The 18108-nt window shown below is 35.5% G+C and carries 15 protein-coding genes, 2 pseudogenes and 1 riboswitch; of the genes and pseudogenes, 6 read left to right on the forward strand and 11 right to left on the reverse strand.

What is annotated here, in order from left to right; genetic code table 11:
- Window positions 1–419: 419 nt before the first annotated feature.
- On the reverse strand, window positions 420–929 hold the full coding sequence (locus MHB74_RS15370) for a DinB family protein (protein ID WP_061678317.1): 510 nt from the start codon (window positions 927–929) through the stop codon (window positions 420–422).
- A 540-nt stretch (window positions 930–1469) separates the two neighbouring features.
- Here MHB74_RS15370 and MHB74_RS15375 point away from each other — a divergent pair.
- Window positions 1470–1667: a hypothetical protein gene (locus MHB74_RS15375; protein WP_078030455.1), complete on the forward strand. Its 198-nt coding sequence runs from the start codon at window positions 1470–1472 to the stop codon at window positions 1665–1667.
- A gap of 270 nt (window positions 1668–1937) precedes the next feature.
- Here the strand turns inward: MHB74_RS15375 and MHB74_RS15380 are convergent.
- A pseudogene (locus tag MHB74_RS15380) lies at window positions 1938–3238 on the reverse strand (IS4 family transposase).
- Window positions 3239–3480: 242 nt separating this feature from the next.
- Window positions 3481–4065 carry a DUF7010 family protein gene (locus MHB74_RS15385; RefSeq protein WP_061677727.1) on the reverse strand — a complete coding sequence of 195 codons (585 nt, stop codon included), beginning with the start codon at window positions 4063–4065 and terminating at the stop codon, window positions 3481–3483.
- Between the two features lie 529 nt (window positions 4066–4594).
- Between MHB74_RS15385 and MHB74_RS15390 the strand changes: the two genes are divergently transcribed.
- From MHB74_RS15390 to MHB74_RS15400, 3 genes are all read left to right on the forward strand, one after another.
- Entirely contained in the window at window positions 4595–5125 is a 531-nt protein-coding gene (locus MHB74_RS15390; RefSeq protein ID WP_000800119.1) for a hypothetical protein, read from the forward strand.
- A 147-nt stretch (window positions 5126–5272) separates the two neighbouring features.
- The gene (locus MHB74_RS15395) at window positions 5273–5548 is read left to right on the forward strand and encodes a hypothetical protein (RefSeq protein WP_001176332.1); all 276 of its coding nucleotides are present in this window, start codon (window positions 5273–5275) and stop codon (window positions 5546–5548) included.
- A 305-nt stretch (window positions 5549–5853) separates the two neighbouring features.
- On the forward strand, window positions 5854–7284 hold the full coding sequence (locus MHB74_RS15400; protein WP_061677729.1) for an IS4 family transposase: 1431 nt from the start codon (window positions 5854–5856) through the stop codon (window positions 7282–7284).
- Window positions 7285–7607: 323 nt separating this feature from the next.
- Here the strand turns inward: MHB74_RS15400 and MHB74_RS15405 are convergent, their stop codons facing one another.
- From MHB74_RS15405 to MHB74_RS15420, 4 genes are all read right to left on the reverse strand, one after another.
- On the reverse strand, window positions 7608–9464 hold the full coding sequence (locus tag MHB74_RS15405) for an alpha/beta fold hydrolase (RefSeq protein ID WP_061677731.1): 1857 nt from the start codon (window positions 9462–9464) through the stop codon (window positions 7608–7610).
- 58 nt (window positions 9465–9522) lie between these two features.
- Window positions 9523–10089 carry a TetR/AcrR family transcriptional regulator gene (locus MHB74_RS15410; RefSeq protein ID WP_001072320.1) on the reverse strand — a complete coding sequence of 189 codons (567 nt, stop codon included), beginning with the start codon at window positions 10087–10089 and terminating at the stop codon, window positions 9523–9525.
- A 185-nt stretch (window positions 10090–10274) separates the two neighbouring features.
- The gene (locus tag MHB74_RS15415) at window positions 10275–11480 is read right to left on the reverse strand and encodes a M20 family metallopeptidase (RefSeq protein ID WP_061677733.1); all 1206 of its coding nucleotides are present in this window, start codon (window positions 11478–11480) and stop codon (window positions 10275–10277) included.
- 88 nt (window positions 11481–11568) lie between these two features.
- A riboswitch (SAM riboswitch) is annotated at window positions 11569–11670 on the reverse strand.
- 75 nt (window positions 11671–11745) lie between these two features.
- Window positions 11746–14055, reverse strand: a complete 2310-nt coding sequence (locus MHB74_RS15420; RefSeq protein ID WP_061677734.1) for an AAA domain-containing protein — start codon at window positions 14053–14055, stop codon at window positions 11746–11748.
- 111 nt (window positions 14056–14166) lie between these two features.
- Between MHB74_RS15420 and MHB74_RS15425 the strand changes: the two genes are divergently transcribed.
- Together MHB74_RS15425 and MHB74_RS15430 are read left to right on the forward strand one after the other, a co-directional pair.
- The gene (locus MHB74_RS15425; RefSeq protein WP_061677736.1) at window positions 14167–14559 is read left to right on the forward strand and encodes a VOC family protein; all 393 of its coding nucleotides are present in this window, start codon (window positions 14167–14169) and stop codon (window positions 14557–14559) included.
- Window positions 14556–14741: pseudogene (locus MHB74_RS15430) on the forward strand (hypothetical protein); the annotation flags it as partial. The gene MHB74_RS15425 and the pseudogene MHB74_RS15430, both read left to right, overlap by 4 nt.
- A 52-nt stretch (window positions 14742–14793) precedes the next feature.
- On the opposite strand, the gene MHB74_RS15435 reads toward MHB74_RS15430, so the two are convergent.
- The 4 genes from MHB74_RS15435 to MHB74_RS15450 form a co-directional block, all read right to left on the reverse strand.
- Entirely contained in the window at window positions 14794–15126 is a 333-nt protein-coding gene (locus MHB74_RS15435; RefSeq protein ID WP_001120967.1) for a DUF1904 family protein, read from the reverse strand.
- Between the two features lie 660 nt (window positions 15127–15786).
- Window positions 15787–16092 (reverse strand): monooxygenase, encoded by a 306-nt coding sequence (locus tag MHB74_RS15440; RefSeq protein WP_061677738.1) that lies wholly within the window; start codon window positions 16090–16092, stop codon window positions 15787–15789.
- A 100-nt stretch (window positions 16093–16192) separates the two neighbouring features.
- Window positions 16193–16942, reverse strand: a complete 750-nt coding sequence (locus MHB74_RS15445; protein ID WP_061677740.1) for a class I SAM-dependent methyltransferase — start codon at window positions 16940–16942, stop codon at window positions 16193–16195.
- 395 nt (window positions 16943–17337) lie between these two features.
- Window positions 17338–17844 (reverse strand): GNAT family N-acetyltransferase, encoded by a 507-nt coding sequence (locus MHB74_RS15450; protein WP_061677742.1) that lies wholly within the window; start codon window positions 17842–17844, stop codon window positions 17338–17340.
- Between the last annotated feature and the right edge of the window lie 264 nt (window positions 17845–18108).

An 18108-nucleotide genomic window follows, 5' to 3' on the forward strand; every position in this document is an offset into this window, starting at 1 on the left:
ATATGCAACTAGTTCATCAAGTTTTTTTGATTTAGCAAAAAAACTTCCTCGCTTCATATCTTTTTACAACTTAATAGTTAAAATATTTCTGAGGAATGGAGTCTCTATAACTGTTTTAAATTTTAATTTGACCATTATAGAGTAGTGCCCCATCACCATCAAACTAAGAAAAACAAATACCCCCAAATGAAAAAAATCGATATAACTCTTCGGCAAATAAAGATAACTCTTGTTTTTCTTACATATTCATAAAAAGCACGTCACCCTTTCTCATTAACATAAGAGAATAGTAATGTGCTTTTCATTTCAAAAATAGTCTAAATCCTTAAGTTGATGGTTGTGGAGCGGAACCCCAATAAGAACGGTATCTAAGGGTGTATGAGAGGTGTTAGTTCCATTCCAAAGGCCTCAGCCGACGATTAACTCAAGTACCGATTTCGGATGACCCCCATGTGATGAAGTTCGTGTCCTGCGATGCCGTACGTGAGGGCGCGCACCGTAATACCTAGGTCGTTGGCTGTGCCCTTGCGGGTCCACGCCTCCATCGGTAGCCCACGCAGCAATGTGATCGTTGATTGCCGTACGGCCCGGTAGTCTTCGGCCAATTGCGTGGTTGTCCAACTTCCGAAAGGAGGCATGAACAATTCCTGATCGAAACCAGTCAGAGGCGTCTGGTCACCTCTTGCGAACCGGAGCAGGCGATAGGTCATGACACGTTCCGCATCTGCAATGTGGCCCACGACTTCTTTCAGCGTCCACTTTCCTTCCGCATACCGATATACGGCCTGGCTTTCGGTCAACGATGCCAGGAGCTCGGTCATTTGCTTTTCCTGGGCGAACAGAATATCGATGATGTTACCGTCCGGCACCAAACGGATATATTCGCCGGAGTTCCCGGCGTATTCTTCTTCTGAAGGTCTTTGATTCATGCGTATTCACCTCTTTATGTACATATAGAAAATTATAGCGCTCGTCTATGTCTAATAAATTCGCGAAATGATAGAACTTCCCTTCTAATAATTGAGGATAAACAACTATTTAGTTGGTCGGTCGCCACAATATCCTGATTCGTTAGCACAATAAAAATTATCTGTTATACAATATTTCGAAATTATTAATATATATAGGTAACACTTTCTTTTTTTATTTAAAGATGAATTTTCAATTATATTTTGAAATGAACCGGAGTAAAACACGCTAATCTAACTACTTTTTCATACAAGATGTTATACAAAAAAGAATAGCGAAGATCCCTAGAATCCCCGCTATATCAATGATGTATAAAATCTTGTGTAAGAGATAGATAGACATAGAGACAAAAAATTTAGTAAAAACAAGGATTCTATGAAAAACTTGCTACCGATAATAAGACATTATGTTAATCTCACATGTATAGAATATACAACCAAAATCAAACAACATATCATTTCTCCCAAGTGGTAAAATAAGGAAAAGGGGGCGAAAAACTAATGGAAGACTCTATGTTTGCGTTTCGAGTTGTTTTCAATGCACTAACATCATTCTTTTCCAACGGGGTCTGGGTCGTTTTGTTCTTCTTCTTGTTAAATAAAACGTATGAAAACAAAACTTTCAGAACAGCATCGAGTATTATTACTGTTGTTGTCTTAGTATTTTATTTGTTTTATTGCATTCGGAATAGCATTTAATGCCTTTCTTTAAATAAGAGAGGTTTACTTTACTTCCAATACCGAGAATTATGTAAATAAGCTGTCCATGTGGACCATAGCCATCAAGTTAAAAAAATGAGTCCGATGCCTTTTGGCATCGGACTCATTTTTTTACAATAGGGAGTAGAAGAGTACGGTTTTGGACATACTCAAATAAGACTCTCCGGATTTCGTATTTTTTATACGGCTTTGTGAAGTCTTTTCGTACATTCTTGAGTGATACTAAGGATATCGAACGGTGTACGACACTTATACCTTCGTGCTTTTCTTCCGTTTTTGACAAGATCCTGAAAGAGCCTGGTTAGCACTGATACAGGATGTTGAAAGGTTGTGAAAAGCACGTCGTGTATACTAGAGAAGTAAATTTTGACGATATATGTACACTTATACTCACTAACCTCTTTTTGTTTTTTCTCCCATATAAGTCTTCTCATTCGATATGTAATGCTAGCTACCAAACACAAACCAATTAATTGCCCATATAAATGACATTGAAATCGTTCCAGTTTCACAGGTTTCACTTCATGAATTTTAAAAATAGACTTCCATGTTTTAAATATAATTTCAATTTGCCACCGTAAAGAATACAGTTCATACACTTCATTGTGCGGAAGGTGTTTACTAGATACGTTCGTAATAAGAAGGTTGATCCGACTTGCATATTTCGGCATCCTCTTTTTCGCTTTCTTGTGATGTTCCAAACGTTTCGCCCACTCAGTTTGTGTTAGACGATATATGACAAGGCGTGTTTTATGTTTTTGGCGAAGTCCTATATAGATTTCTGGTAATTCTAATATTTGTCCTTCAGCTAGATCTTTCGTCAATTTTTCTAAATCGAGAAGAGTCCATTTTCCATCTTTCTCTTTTTGATAGACTTGTGTATTCCAGCGAATACGTGACACATAAAATGCTTTTCGATCCGCAATTTTTTCTAAATCATAAATAGAAAAATAACCAAGATCACGAAGAGAAAGTTCCCCTGGCTCTAATGTTTGCGTACGTTCCTGTCCATAACGGCAATCGCTACTTGTTCCATCGCTTACAGCTGTTTCTAAAAATTCTCCAGAAATCAGTTCATACTCTAATTGAATTTTCACACCAGCTTCTGAACCACCACCCCCTATCCCTTTGTAAGAAGATGCATATTGAGCTGGAAGCTGAAAGGCTGTTGAATCTAGTATACGGATACGTGTAAAACGGTTAGATAAAGGAGTCATTGGAGAAAACTTCTTTCGAAATACTTGTAAAAACAATTCCTTTAAGAATTGTACAGTCTGTGCATTAAATCGTTCGTTCAGACCTTGACTAGATAATTGGATTCCCGTAGCTCTAGTTAGTTTCGCACATAAACTAACTAGGGATTCTGTCCCAATTGCTTGGCTGAGAAACACGCATAATGAAACGAGGTCTTGTGCTCTACACTTTCGTTTTCGTCGAATCATTCCAGTTTTAACTGCTAGTAGTTGTAAGTGGTGAATCGAAAATTTACTTTTAAATTCTTCACCTAGTAAACGTAACTCTTCTTGTGTAACATCATTAATTTTATACATAAAATGGGTCATCCTTCCTTGCGGTATGCATGGAAGGATGACCCATTTAGTTAAATTTTATTCATTTCCTTAAGTTGATGGCTATGGTCCATGTGGACAGCTTATTGTTTTTTTTGCTTAGCGTGCAAAATTCGCGTCTTGTTGGCGGTACCCCATGCCTATCAAGCTAATATTTTAAAGAACCCCCAAAACGAAATTTTTATTTCTTGACAATTATTAATTAATAAAACCGGTTGCTGGATTTATCCTTTGATGGAAAAGTCATATCCCTTTAAAGGCTGTTGAGTAGAATAATGAGTAATAGCTCCAGTTATTAAAGAAATTAATCCCCAAATTAATGCAAGGTAATGTACTTGGGAGCTTGGTAGAGTATAAATAAAAAGGCACCCAAGTGAAGCTCCCAATATAACAAGTATGAAATATAAATAATCTAAATGAACCCAGCAAAGAATGAGAAAATGGGCGGCATTTATAATACATATTACGGGAAGTAACATATCTACATTCAGTTCTTTAACGAGAAGCAATACTGGGATACAAACAACTACGACACCGGAGGAAAATGCGACCAATGATGAATACTGATTAGGTTTTGCAGACATGTTCATCACTTTAAATAAAGCTACTCCAATTATAGGAATAAGCAATCCACCCCATATATAAAACTCTACTACTGCTACTTTAGGTAATGCATAAGTTAATATAAATGCTAATAACCAAAAAACAGCACCTGCAATTAACATAAATCCTCCGCCTCGGTATTCTTTAATAAAATCATAGCGATCCTGACTAATCTCAACATTTTTAGGTACAAAAGGTATTCTCACAGTTTCCCTCCTCAATTAAATTTCCCCACCATTAAATGGCCTTTTTGTGGCGTCATTTCAAGTGATTTTGCAATATCTGTTCATTTAAAATTCTAGCAAGTATTTAAGAGTTCCTTCCTTGTTTTTTGGTGTAGGTGCTGGCTAGAGGTTTAGGGGCTAGTGCTCATCGCTATCAAGCTAAAATTTTATAGTACCCCCCAGAACGAAATTTTGTACTAACTTGTAACAAAATGCTCATTTTTTCGTTTTGAGGTATTTGCATTTCTTAGCTTGATGGTGATGGGGGGTACCCCTACTAGAAAGATTGTCTCCGCGTGAACGTGAAGAACTTGAAAAAATTAAAAAAAGAAGCAATGAAAGAACCACCGGATTTCTTTGAATATATTCAGTCTACCGAAAAAGATAATAAATGATACATAATGCCTCCAATAGAATATTTATCAAATTGATAACATATGTATCCCTTTCTATTTTTACAGAAATTGTAATATTATAAGTGTATGCATATAGAAGAGGAGGCATAGTTTCTATGAAAAATGTTAAGTTTTATGGGTTGATTCTAGCATTCATCTTGCTACTGGCAGCTTGTAGTAGTAATTCCTTTGAAGATTATACATCAAAAGCTGATAAGAACATTAAGGATAAAAAATATAGCGAAGCTATAAAGAATTATCAAGAGGCTTTGAAGTTGAAGGATGATAAAAAGATTAAAAGTAAGTTAGAACAAACCGAAAATTTAAAGAAAGCGCAAGATGCTTTTGATAAGCATGAAATCGGGAAAGCTATGAATAATGTTCAAAAGGCAAAATGTGATGAAAATAAAGAATTAACAAAGCAAGCAAATGCATTGCAAGGTGAGATTCAACAAGAATTTTTAGCTACATTTAATAAGTTGAACATGAATGATATTACTGGCGATGTAAAAGAAGCCCGTAAATCTTTAGATGATCTTATGGCTTGGATACAACAATCTGACCTATTAAAATCTCAAAAGGATTTTGTTGATACGTTACCTGAAAAAGAAGCAAGTATCTCTAAACTAGAGGAAAGTAAAAAATAAAGAAAAGAGGTTGCCTAAAAGTAATTATTCAGCGACTTTTGGGACAACCTCTTCTTTTTATTATAGATTTTTAAGAAAGTTTAGAATAAAATAAAAATATGGTCACCTACCTATTATTCACTAATGAAAAGAAAAGGAGGTAGCGAAATGCAACTGAAGTATGGGAAGCACATTAATATATTATCTATTGTTCTAACTTTGTTCTCTTTTTCCGTAATTGTAAGTTTCTCTACCTGGTTGAGTGGATATTCAATTCCCAATCTTTCTACAATGCTTAAGGTAACAATGTTGAGTGCATTTATTCTTGGAATTATAGGGTTTAGACAAGAGAAAAGCGCACTAGCGATTATCATTATGGGAATATGTGCCTTTGCTCTAGTCGTTCTATATACTTATGCGGTTATAAGTTTTCTTGAGCATTAAACACCATGAAAAAGAAACGAACATTTTTGTTCGTTTCTTTTTCATGGTGTTGGATGATTATTATAAAATAGCCTCTTCTAATGATTGAGTGCTGAATCCAAGAATTGATTTTTGAGTGTTATTTTCATGATCTTTTACAATGATATATGGAACGCCCTGTACGTTAAAGAATTCAAACTCTTCCTTTCCTTCTGGGGTATTAGGGGTACCGCCCCATCGCTATCAAGCTAAGATAAATTTGTATCCATATAATCAAAAAAACGCTATTCTTTTTGTAGAAATATACAGAAAGGATGGCGTTTTTGATGAATCCTATCATTTCCAATGAACTGAATCTTTTCGCACAAGAGCTACAATACTTTTTATCTCCAATAGTCCTACAAGATATCGCCAAACAAGTTGGTTTTGTACAGCGATCTAGTAAGTATCAAGCAAACGAACTCATTGCCCTTTGCGTATGGCTCAGTCAAGAAATCGCTAGCACATCGCTTACACAATTGTGCAGTCAGTTAGAAGCCTCAACTGGAGTACTGATGAGCTCAGAAGGATTGAATCAACGCTTTAATCCAGCAGCTGTCGCATTTCTTCGAGAAGTCTTTACTTCTCTTCTCACACAAAAACTCTGTTCAAATCACTCGCTTTCTGCACACATGGTCTCTACTTTCAATCGTATCCGTATTTTAGATGCGACAGTGTTTCAACTGCCTGATCATTTCGCCACTGACTATCAAGGTTCAGGTGGAAGTAGTAATACGGCAGGCGTAAAAATCCAATTGGAATATGATTTACTTAGTGGTCAATTTCTTAACGTGCAGCTTGGACCAGGAAAGAATAATGATAAAACATACGGTACCATCTGCCTTGAAACCGTAGAGGCGGGTGATTTGTGTTTACGTGATCTTGGTTACTTCGATTTAGGAGACTTACAAACTATTCATGATAAAGGGGCTTACTACATCTCGCGGTTGAAGCTAAATACGCGGATTTATATCAAGAACCCTGAGCCAGAATACTTCAACAACGGCACGTTAAAAAAGCAAACAGAATACATACAGCTTGATATGACACAAATAATGTCAGATCTAATCCCTGGTGAAACGATAGAAATTCCCGAGGCATACATTGGCCAAAATCAAAAACTTCCAGCACGTGTCATTATCCATCGTTTAACCGATGATCAAACGCAAACACGCCTAAAAAACCAAGCGATACGTGAAAAGAAAAAAGGCATTGTCATGAAGGATAAAAATAAACGTTTAATGGGCATGAATGTATATATTACGAACACGTCTTTAGAAGAAGTACCAACTAACTACGTGCACTCACTGTATTCACTTCGTTGGCAGATTGAAATTTTGTTTAAAACGTGGAAGTCATTTTTTGAAATTGATGAATATAAAAACATTAAAAGAGAGCGCCTAGAGTGCCATTTATATGGACAACTAATCGGTATTCTCCTCTGTTCTTCTACGATGTTTCAAATGCGACAGTTTTTGCTTGAAAAAACAAATCAGGAGCTAAGTGAATACAAAACGATTTATATGATTAAAGATTACTTTCCGTTACTGTTTCAAGCGATAGCCATTGGCACAGAACAACTTTTGAAAATTTTGCATCGTCTTTATCTATTGCTCAAAAAGAACGGTCGTAAATGTCATCGGTATAAGAAAATGACCGTCTTTTATATTCTAGGGATTGTGTATAAAACGACGGTGAAGCATAGACAAACTGCCTAGCGAAAAAATCAGATTTTAATAGGCTTCTTTAGTATGCCTACTTTTCTATCAATTGTTAGTTTTGAACCAAGGATCGTTTCATATCTAGTAAATTACTTGATTAGCTTGATGGGCATGTGGCGGTACCCCATCGCCATCAACCTAAGATTTTATAGCACCCCCAAAACGAAATTTTGTACTATCTTGTAACAAAATGCTCATTTTTTCGTTTTGAGGTATTTGCGTTTCTTAGTCTGATGGTGATGTGGTGGGACCCAAAACAGTACAATTTTATTTCAAAGACACAACGATCTTACTACACACTTTTTATTTATCCCACACTCTCATCTGCTAGTATTACTATTTTTTATTACTAATGTTGCCGTTTCACTCGGATGGCTAAGAGGAAAATGATGGCCATATGGAACAAAATCAACCTTACCAAGATGCGATGGAGCAGAATAGCCTCTGTCATAATCCCCCCAAATAATGTGAAGATTATACTTTGTTACTTCATTGAAATCACCTTGATCGTTTTTCAGTAGTAAACTATTAAGCTGAACCGTAGTATTTAAAATTCTAGGAGAAGTAAAACTGTTCCTTATTTTTTCGATATAATGTTCAGGGATGCTCTCCATACTTTCAAACAAACCATTACTTAATAAATATCGCCCTATGAAATTAGTAGTTGCCAGTTTTAATGTCCATTTGTTCATAAATTGAGGAACATTTAGCGATTTAGCATTTTTTTTAGCAACAGGTGGCTGAAGTAAAGTGATTGAATACTTCTTATCTATGTACTCTTGTACCAATGCTTCCAGAAGAATAAACGCACCGAATGAATGGCCAATTAGATGTGCACCATGAGTAGCTTTCTCCAATAACTTTTTCACTACATTCAAATAGACATCTAGAAGATTTTTCTCTCGTTTAAAAGGAGAACGTCCCAAACCTGGAAGATCCAAGATCCATACAGGTTGACCAGTTTTTTCATGAAGCTCTTGTGCTAAAGGAAATAAATCCTCTCCATCACTCAATAAACCATGTAATAAAATAAACGGTTTACCCTCTCCTTTTAATTGGTAAAGGGTATTGTTATCGCATAATGTTCGTTTAAATAAATGATTATGCTGGCCATTTTGATATATCATTCGATAATCCAGATCTGCTACTACGGCAGGGAAAAATTTTATTACACTCGTCTCCTTAAACCAATCTCCTCCCATAATTTTTTTCGCTGAAACATTTGAAAATTTTCGTTTTGTAATAAAATTCAGTCCATCCGAAGGAATTTTTGTTATTTTACTTACTCCACTATTCATAATTGCTTTCATAAGTGGCATTGGGACAGAGATTTTTGGTGCCCTCATATTCATACTTTCCGACATAATACTTAATAATTCAGCAATGTTCTGATCGTGCTGTTTGTCTTCAACAAGTGTATATGTTTGAATAGTCGGTTGTTCCAATCTGAAAACCTGCACAATAAACTTCGCAAGCTCATCGTTTGAAATAAGTGGTAACCTATATCCCTTACCTCCAGGAATCACTGGCATGAGCCCTCTTCGCATACTCATCACAAGCAAACCTAATCCTGCTATCTGCTCTGTACTCCCTGTTTTACTACTACCGACTACAGTTGGCGGATTAATTACAGAAAGCGGATAACCTACCGCTGATGCCTGGTGACGGATATAAAGATCTGCTAAAAATTTTGTTCTCTCATATGGATTTTTTATTTTCAAATCATTGTTTCCTTCTTTAAACACATCAATTGCAATCTTGCTATTTTTATCATCAAAGGGACTCATATAACCTACAACATGAATAAATTGTTGCAAGCCCTTCAATTGATGAATACTTTTAGCTAATTCACTAATATGTTTTGCACCATTTAAAAATACGGAAGCTGCCTCTTTACTTGTCGCTTGAATATCCATAGGGCCTCCTGCGTGAATAATCACATCCGTTTTCAATACCCTCTCCTTATCTTCAGCACTTAGACCTAAATCTATTTTCGTCAAATCACCTTCAATAAAGTGCATAACTGCCTTTTTTAAGATGCCTCTTTCTTGAAAAAGGCGTATTGCTTTACTTTTCGACCTCACTAAAAGAAGAATTTTAACATCCTCTTTGGCTAATTCTTTTACTAATTGCTTTCCAATAAAGCCTGTTCCACCAGTTAAAAATACTGTTCTCATATAAAATCCCCTTTTTAGTACTAATTAGTACTAATTTGATGTAAAAAAAATGCTTCTTTTATCGAAGCAATTTTAAAAAATGATCTGCTGTTTTCGTAATTACAGTTGCATCCTTCAATGTTTCTGAAATAAATAACGCTCCTTCAAGATTTGTAATAAAAAGGGATGCAACCTCATCAATATTAATCGTATTTCTGAATTCTCCATTCTCTACCCCTTGTTTAAGTAATAGAGAAACTTTCTTTTGTAATCCTGTAAAAAAAAGACCTATTTTTTCTTTTATTTGCGTGGCCTGTTTAGGACTTTGAATATAAAGAGTAATAAATGGACAGCTCCCCTTATACTCTCTCGACTGAACTCCTTGTGATAATTGCTTTAAAAACAGTTGAATACGATCTTCAACTAAAAATTGGTTCTGAGAAAGTACGTCATCAATTGCAGATTGATACATTTCAATCCAATAATCAACGACCCCTTCTAATAATACTTCCTTATTAGAAAAGTGATAATACACATTAGACTTTGAAACTTTGCTTACACGTACTAATTCATCCATACTTGTATAAGCAAACCCTTTTTCTAAAAATAATGTTGCAGCTACTTCAATCACACGTTTTTGATTCATTAATTTTACCTTTGTCATAACTAGAACTATATAGTACTAATTTAAATGTTGCAAGCATTTATGTTAATTTTGAAAAAATTTTGATTAAAAAAATTCTACTAACATTGATTTTACTGCAAAAAAATCTTAGCATCAGTGTTACGCAAAAAAGAAAAGGAGTGGATCCCCCCACTCCCTTTAACCATCTACCCCTGATTCCTCTGCGCCCCTCTAAACTCCTCCTTCACCTTCTCTAACAACCCTTCTTCCGTAATTAATCGATACGCTGTATTTGCTAGTGCTTTTGCGGATGTAATTAATGCTTTATCTCCTAATTCTGAACGTGCTGCTTCTCTAAATTCATTCGTGTGTGCAATTAAATTGTCTGGACCGATTTTAATGTATGGGTGAATTGTTGGTACGACTTGACTTACGTTTCCTGCGTCTGTTGAGCCGATGCCAAATCTTTCTTTCCGATTTACGTCCTCACCTTGTAATTCTAGTTCTTCGGCTACGACGTCATTAAATGTTTTTGTTACGAGTAGTTCATCGATTTCATTTTGGAATTGATGAATTTTCACTTTCGTACCTGTTGCTAATGCTGCTCCCTCTGCGATATTTCTTACTTTTTCTGTTATTTCCGCACATCTTTTTCTCGTTGCTGCACGGATGAAGAACCTTGCTGCAGCGTAGTCAGGAATAATGTTAGGTGCTTTTCCGCCTTCTGTAATAACACCATGAATTTTCACATCTGACGGAAGTTGTTGGCGAAGTGCGTTAATGCTGTTATACAGCTGGATAATCGCATCTAATGCGTTAATTCCTTCTTCTGGTGAAGCTGCGGCGTGAGCTGTTTTTCCGTAAAAATGAAAATCAAGTGGATCGACTGCTAGTGAAGGGCTCGTTGTCGCTGTTTTTCCGCTCGGATGAATCATAAGTGCCGCATCGATATCTTTAAATAAACCAGCTTTTACATAACTCGCTTTCGCACTACCGTTTGGCCCTCCTTCTTCAGCCGGAGTACCAAACACGACAACTTCCCCGCCAATTTCTTCAAGCGTTTCTGATAATGCGATCGCTGCCGCAACGCTAATTGTGCCAATTAAATTGTGACCACACGCATGACCGAGTCCTGGTAAAGCATCATACTCAGCTAAAAATGCGATAACTGGTCCTTGTTTTCCTGAACTTTTTCGCGCGATAAAACCTGTTTCATGTCCAGCTATATTGTGTTGTAATTGAAAACCTGCGCTTCCTAGTAATAAACTCAACGTTCTTGATGCGTAAAACTCTTGGTTACCAATCTCCGGATTCGCATGAATATCGTGACTTGTTTCTATGTACTTTTCCTTATTTCTTTCGATACTCTCTTCAATTATTTTTCTTTGTGACGTTACTCCTGTCGCTCCCATTTTTCTTCCCCCTTATATTTTCACATAAAAAAGCCTCTTTCTAAAAGATAGAAAGAGGCTTCTGCATATACAGTCAAAATGAGCTTCTTTCTTATCTTTCAAGTTACCTTGCTGGAATTGGCACAGTATTCATAACGAATCTGCTGCCGAGGTGTCATAGGGCCAGTCCCTCAACCTCTCTTGATAAGAATTTTCATAAAATTATATTAAATTACATTCATTCTAAGTTCATTCCGATTAAAAGTCAAGGAATTCCTATCCGAATTTACCGAATATCTAAAAACCCTTTTAATACACCAATTGTTTCTGGTGCTTGCAGCCTTGCACATACGTATGGAAATTCCGTACTACCTTCAAACATCATTTGAGATGTGAGTGGCGCTCCTGCCCAGAAGATTTCATCATCGATTACGATAAACGGGAATGCTTTGTTTTGTCTTTGTAACTTTACATTTTTTAACGGAACTGGTCCATCACTATACACTGTTATTTGCGCATTTGTACGCATTAACGCTTGCCATACTCGTTTATCCACTTGCTTTGTGCTTGGAAGTGAAATAATAATCTTTCGTTTTGCAGCTAAAATATCTTTTAATAACACTTTCGGCTCTTCAAGATTCATTTCCATAAACCAGCGTAAACGTTTCGAAATTTTCCGCTCCCACAATTGTCTTGATGTTGTGCGATCATACACATCTCCGTGACGTTCTATATGAGCTGTTAATTGTGATAACGCTTGTTTTCTCGAAAGATTTTTACGCATATAATGACAATCTGATAGTTGAATGAACTTCCCTCTTGCCCTTGTCACTGCAACATTGACGAGGCGATGATTTTTATGGTCAAAGAATAACACGCCTGGTCGTTCTTGCGGATAACTATCCACTGTATCAAAAATCATCATATCTCTTTCAGACCCTTGAAACTTATGAACCGTCGCTGCTAAAACAGGTATGTTTTGATATTTCGTTCTCTGCAATATTTCCCTGATACACGTTGATAAAAAGCGGGATTGTGCCCTGTAAGGTGTAACAACACCGATCGATTGAACACCATCTAACAGTCCGATTAACATCATTTGCATCGCTACTAAACCAGACATAATATTAAAACGAGAACCTGAAGCAGCGTCTTTTAACGAAAAGGCACCCATTAGACTCGTATCAAATAAAACACTCGCCTCATTTGCAAATGGTTGCAATTGCGCAAGTTCTTTACGGTCTGAAACAGACGGATGATCATACACTCTATTTTTATAAATAAATGAATTTGTAAACTTAGATATATCCGCATGCATACGTCTTTGTTCCTGCAGCATAAAGAGGTTCGGATGTGCTTCTGACTTATTGACAGACTCAACAATCCCGGCATGGTAAAACATATCTTCCCCGAGCCATTTTCGAACGAGTTCATGGTTCGCCATCGCAATTGGAGGTAACTGTAAAAAATCACCACATACGACGATGCGTTTTCCAAGTGATGCAGCTAATGCAATTTGCGGAACATATGCCATACTCACTTCATCTACGACAACTAAATCAAATGTACGCTCATAAATCAGTGAATCAATGGCACATTTCGATAAAGTTGCACCGATTACTTTTGCATTTTCAATGTATTCTTTTTCTACTTCTTTAATTTTCGCTTTTTGCTTTCGAAGATCACTTTCAATCTCTTGTATACGCTTCTTATCAGCAGAAGTCGCTTTATATGATAAAATCTTTTCACGGAGATCTTGTCGTGTTTCCTCTAAATAGAGTCTTTCTTCTCCCCAAGATCCGTTCGTCGTTTCAACTAACTTCGATGCAAGCAACGTTTCATGATTTCGTATATGATCATGTTGGCTATAACCGTAACGAACAATTTCGCCAGGCGTCCATTTCTTTTTCTTCTCAATTTGCTTCGTTACTTCACTCATTAATACGTCCACTGCTGCATTACTATGAGCTAGCACAAGTACCGATTTTCCTTTTTGATAATGCGCCGAAATAATACGTGATAAATTATAAGACTTCCCTGTTCCAGGTGGTCCCCACACGTACGTTGTCGGATTGTAAAACGAACGATACGCCAATTCATTTTTCGGATTTTTCATCTTCTCAATATGTTTCGGACTGCTCGTCCCATCAACAAGACGCTTTATACGATTACGTTTTAACTTATCTTTATGTGCCTCTTTCAATCGCTCTTGTAGTTGCTCTAACAATTGCCACGGTTCACTGTATAAAACAGCCTCTCGTATTTCACCTTGTATATAATCATTTAATTTCAGTTCTATTTCTAATCCGTGTACAGATAATACTTCCCCTGTCGCTTCCTCACCATCAAACTCAATTCGAATTGGTGAACCTTCAGGTAAGCTTACTTCCGAAATAAGCTGAAATACGTATACTGTACTTTCATAATCTGTATATAAAAAACGACCGTTCATGATAGAAATTTTACTACCACCTATCGTTTTCCAATGTTTAATTTCATACGCTAATGCATAATGCCACTCTTTCATCGTTGCCGATAATGAAGGAGTTTGAGTAGGTGTATTCATCGTATAATCTCCTTCCTTCTCCCCAAACATACTTTCTCACTATACCATATAACACGCTAAAATTTGTAAGGTTTTTATCTTGCATATTTTCTTAATTTTCAATAATATATTGTATATAATTTTCAGAAAGAAGGAATCTACATGCCAGTTAGAAGAATCGAACACGTTGGACTTATGGTTGCAAACTTAGAAACATCTATTTCATTTTATGAAGAAGTAGTCGGCTTACAGCTCATTAAACGGATGGGGCACCCGAATCCAGACTTACAACTCGCTTTTTTAGGTGTGGAAGAATCGAAGGAAACGATACTCGAATTAATTGAAGGCTACAACTCTTCTCTTCCGGCAGAAGGAAAAGTACATCACATTTGCTTTAAAGTGGATTCATTAGAGGATGAGATTGAAAGACTCAAAAAACACGAAATAACCTTTTTACTAGGAGAAGAAATTGAAACATTACCAGATGGAACACGTTACATATTCTTCGCTGGTCCTGATGGAGAATGGATTGAGTTTTTTGAGACGGAGAGATAAATGGAATAGCTTTCGGAATGCAACGAAATTGGTCAGAGCCTCCCTATGAAACAGAATGGGATTTCTTTATAAAGTCTTTATTAAACGGAAAAACTGATGCACTTATACACCTATCACTTCTAATTATTATCATTACTTTAGATTTAGCATTTATATTTTATTATAAAAATAAAAAGAAATAGGATATTCTCTCCTATTTCTTTTCTTAATGTTATAAAAATCTTTCAAATAGCTCTAACTTGCACAATGCTTCCCGTTAATATAATACGCTGATTCTGTGAAAACCGTAAATACAACCTCTACTTCTGGAAGTCCAAAATCCATTACATATGTAGTAATAGCCTTGGCAAATCGATCACGAATTTCCTGTCCACGCTCGAACCATTTCACTTCAATAAGAGGAAACGCCTCTATTTCTTCTCCATTGAATACAAACGTAGAACTTGGTAGTTCCAATGTGAAATTATCCGTACCACACTCACAGATTTCTGCGAGTTCTTCTACTAATGGCTTGCTTATCCTTTTTAATTGTTCAGTAGTAATTCCACGAAACACAACATGCGGCATGTGAATCCCTCCGTTACATAGCTTTATATTTGCTCACATCATAACACAATTTATTTTGCTGCACTAACATTTTAATGACATTCTTAAGAATGATCATATGTTAGTGATGCAATACATGTATTGTAACCTGAAAAATAATAAAGAGGTATTGTCACATCGGTATTAAACTAATAAAAAAATACTCCTAAATAAAAACACGCTACTCTTTCTGTAGATTCATAGGAAAGTATAGCGATGAGATATTCCCTCTATTTCTCCCGTATCGATACGCGAGAATCAACATTGTTTATTATATGCCAAAACAATAACAAAAACGGAACTGTTATCAGGTCTCTTCTCGCATTTTTAAGTCCTACAACCTTCATTACTCCTAGTTACTAAATATTAGTTATGTTCATAATTTTGTAACATGTATAGACGGGTATATATGTTATAATCAACTTAGCAAATTACAAATAAATTTGCATTTCCTGTGCCCCTTACCTCCCAGTAAGGGGCGTACCCTTTTATAAATCATTATTTCAATACAACTTTTTCCGCAGTACTTTCTCGTCAATTTCACAAGTTTAAGAACTCTCATACGTTACCTTTTCCAAGGAACTATATGAAGATACACGAATCCCTATTTATATAGAGATTTTTTGAATTACGTGTCCCTCATTATTTACTATAACCACGATTCAGTTTCGTTAACTTTTCATTGATGTGAAAAATTCTTACTCTAATATCTTTAATACCAGATGCTTGCAGTCTGTTTTTGTGCATTTCGGCGTATTTGTCAGCATCTTGTTTTTCTTCAAATACATAGATGCCTCCAGCTTCTTTCGTTTCTTCGTTCTCCGTCCATATTTTCCAATGGAATCCTTCTTCTTTATTAATACTTTTTGCTAAATCCAAAAATGCTTTTTCCATTTCTTCACCAAAAGGACCTTCAAACGGAAAATCAACTTGTAGTAAATATGCCATTTTCACTCACTCCTATGTTCAATATTTTCAATTCGAATGCATACAGTTTAACGGCTGTTTTCATAATTCAATAAAAGCTCCCAGATTGCGGTAGATATTTTTAAATATTATTTTGTTTTTTTGACTTGATTATAATAAAAGATGGACTTCGCGATTCGTTTATTAAATCTGGCATTTTCTCTATCCCTGCCAAAGTTGATTGTGGTTCGATTATTTTATCCAGCGAAAACCCGTGTTCAATTAAAGTATTTATTAATGTGGCAACTGTTCGATGATAAATAACCACACTATCGTCAACAAACCAGTTGTGTACTCTGATTCCTTCTTCTTGATAATTATCTAATGCCCAGTGTGATTTATTACCATCCTCAGTTTTTATCCAATGGTTGCTCCCTTTGCGAGCTGTTGCTATTGGGTGTTCGGTTGAAAAGATAAATTCACCACTGCTTTTTAATAGTTCATTAATCTTTTGAATCATTGCCGAGTAATCTTCAATGTAATGTATAGAGAGGGAACTTATAATCAGATCAAACTTTTGATTGGTTAGTCCCATATCCTCCATAGGAAGACACATAAATTCTATGTTATCATCCTGATTTAACTTTTTAGCACGTTCAATCATATTTTTGGATATGTCTACACCTACTACGTTTTTTGCACCATTTTCTATGCAATACTTTGAAAAATGACCATCACCGCAACCCAAGTCTAATACCGATTTTTCTTTCAAACACAGAATTAATGATTTGATTGCTGGCTGTTCTATGAAGTCATTAGCGTTTATTCCACTTTCACGCAACGCTGTGTAGTTTTTGAAGAAATTCGGATTATCGTAAACATTTTGTTTCACTTACATCACTCCTCTGATAAGTTTTTCATAGATTAAGCTGACTTCTGTTTCCAAATTATCATACTAACCATAAAAATTTTGTCATCCTTTTATTATAAGTAATGTTTTTTAGGAAGATATCTCGAACTCAATACTTTCACAATCCTGCCCGTTTGCTGAATAAACTGCTGTAGATACTATACTGTATTAAGAAAATTAACCTTTATTTTAATTTTTTAAAAAATCTTACATGAAATTAAACTTATATAATGTTAGCTTGATGGGCATAGAGCACCGCCCACATTTTAATTATTTTATGGGCCAAGCAATTCTCAAAAAAGAATAGCATGATTTTAATTATGATTTTAATTATGATTTTAATTATGATTTTGATTTAAACAATGCGTTCTGAGACACTACTCTCCTTCTAAAATAGCGTAATAATATTCATCCCACCATTCATTTCCATGGGGTATACACTTCCTGAAATATCCTTCTCTTCTCATTCCAATTTTCTCCATCAATCGATATGACGGGGTATTTTGGGGCTGACATGTAGCTATAATTCTATGTAATTTCATTTCCTTAAACCCATATTTTAATGTAGCTTGTGCTGCTTCAGAAGCATATCCTTTATTGAAATATTTAGGATTGAATACCCACCCAATCTCATAAGTATGGTCACCAAAATATTTATGAAAAACAATATGACCAATCAGAATATTTTCATCTACCAGTATCACAGGAAAGTTCTCTGCATTTTCACCCATATTTCTATTTACAAAGTTTCTTGTATCTTCTTCAGTAAAAACCCCTTCAGGTATGTATTTCATAACATTGCTATCTGATGTATACTCATGGACATCTTGCCAATCTTTGAACTCAAAATTTCGTATTAATAATCTTTCTGTTCTTATAAACATTTACTTTTCTCCTCTCAAAAAATCGTTTCTTTATTTCAAATCCACATCCAACCCTTAAACTATCTTACAGATTCATCATAGAAACTACATGAATAATAATTTGATAAATATATCATATAACAAATATTAGCATTCATACATTTCGAAAATCATGTTAATTAAGGACAAAAATAGCTTTTTCTTAACTATTCTAAATTTCGTTTACTACTAACTTCATTTTACTTAAATAAAATGCTGGATCTGATTTTTTTTGCAACTTCTTGT

The sequence above is a fragment of the Bacillus sp. FSL K6-0069 genome, assembly GCF_038007785.1.
Classification (GTDB): domain Bacteria; phylum Bacillota; class Bacilli; order Bacillales; family Bacillaceae_G; genus Bacillus_A; species Bacillus_A mobilis.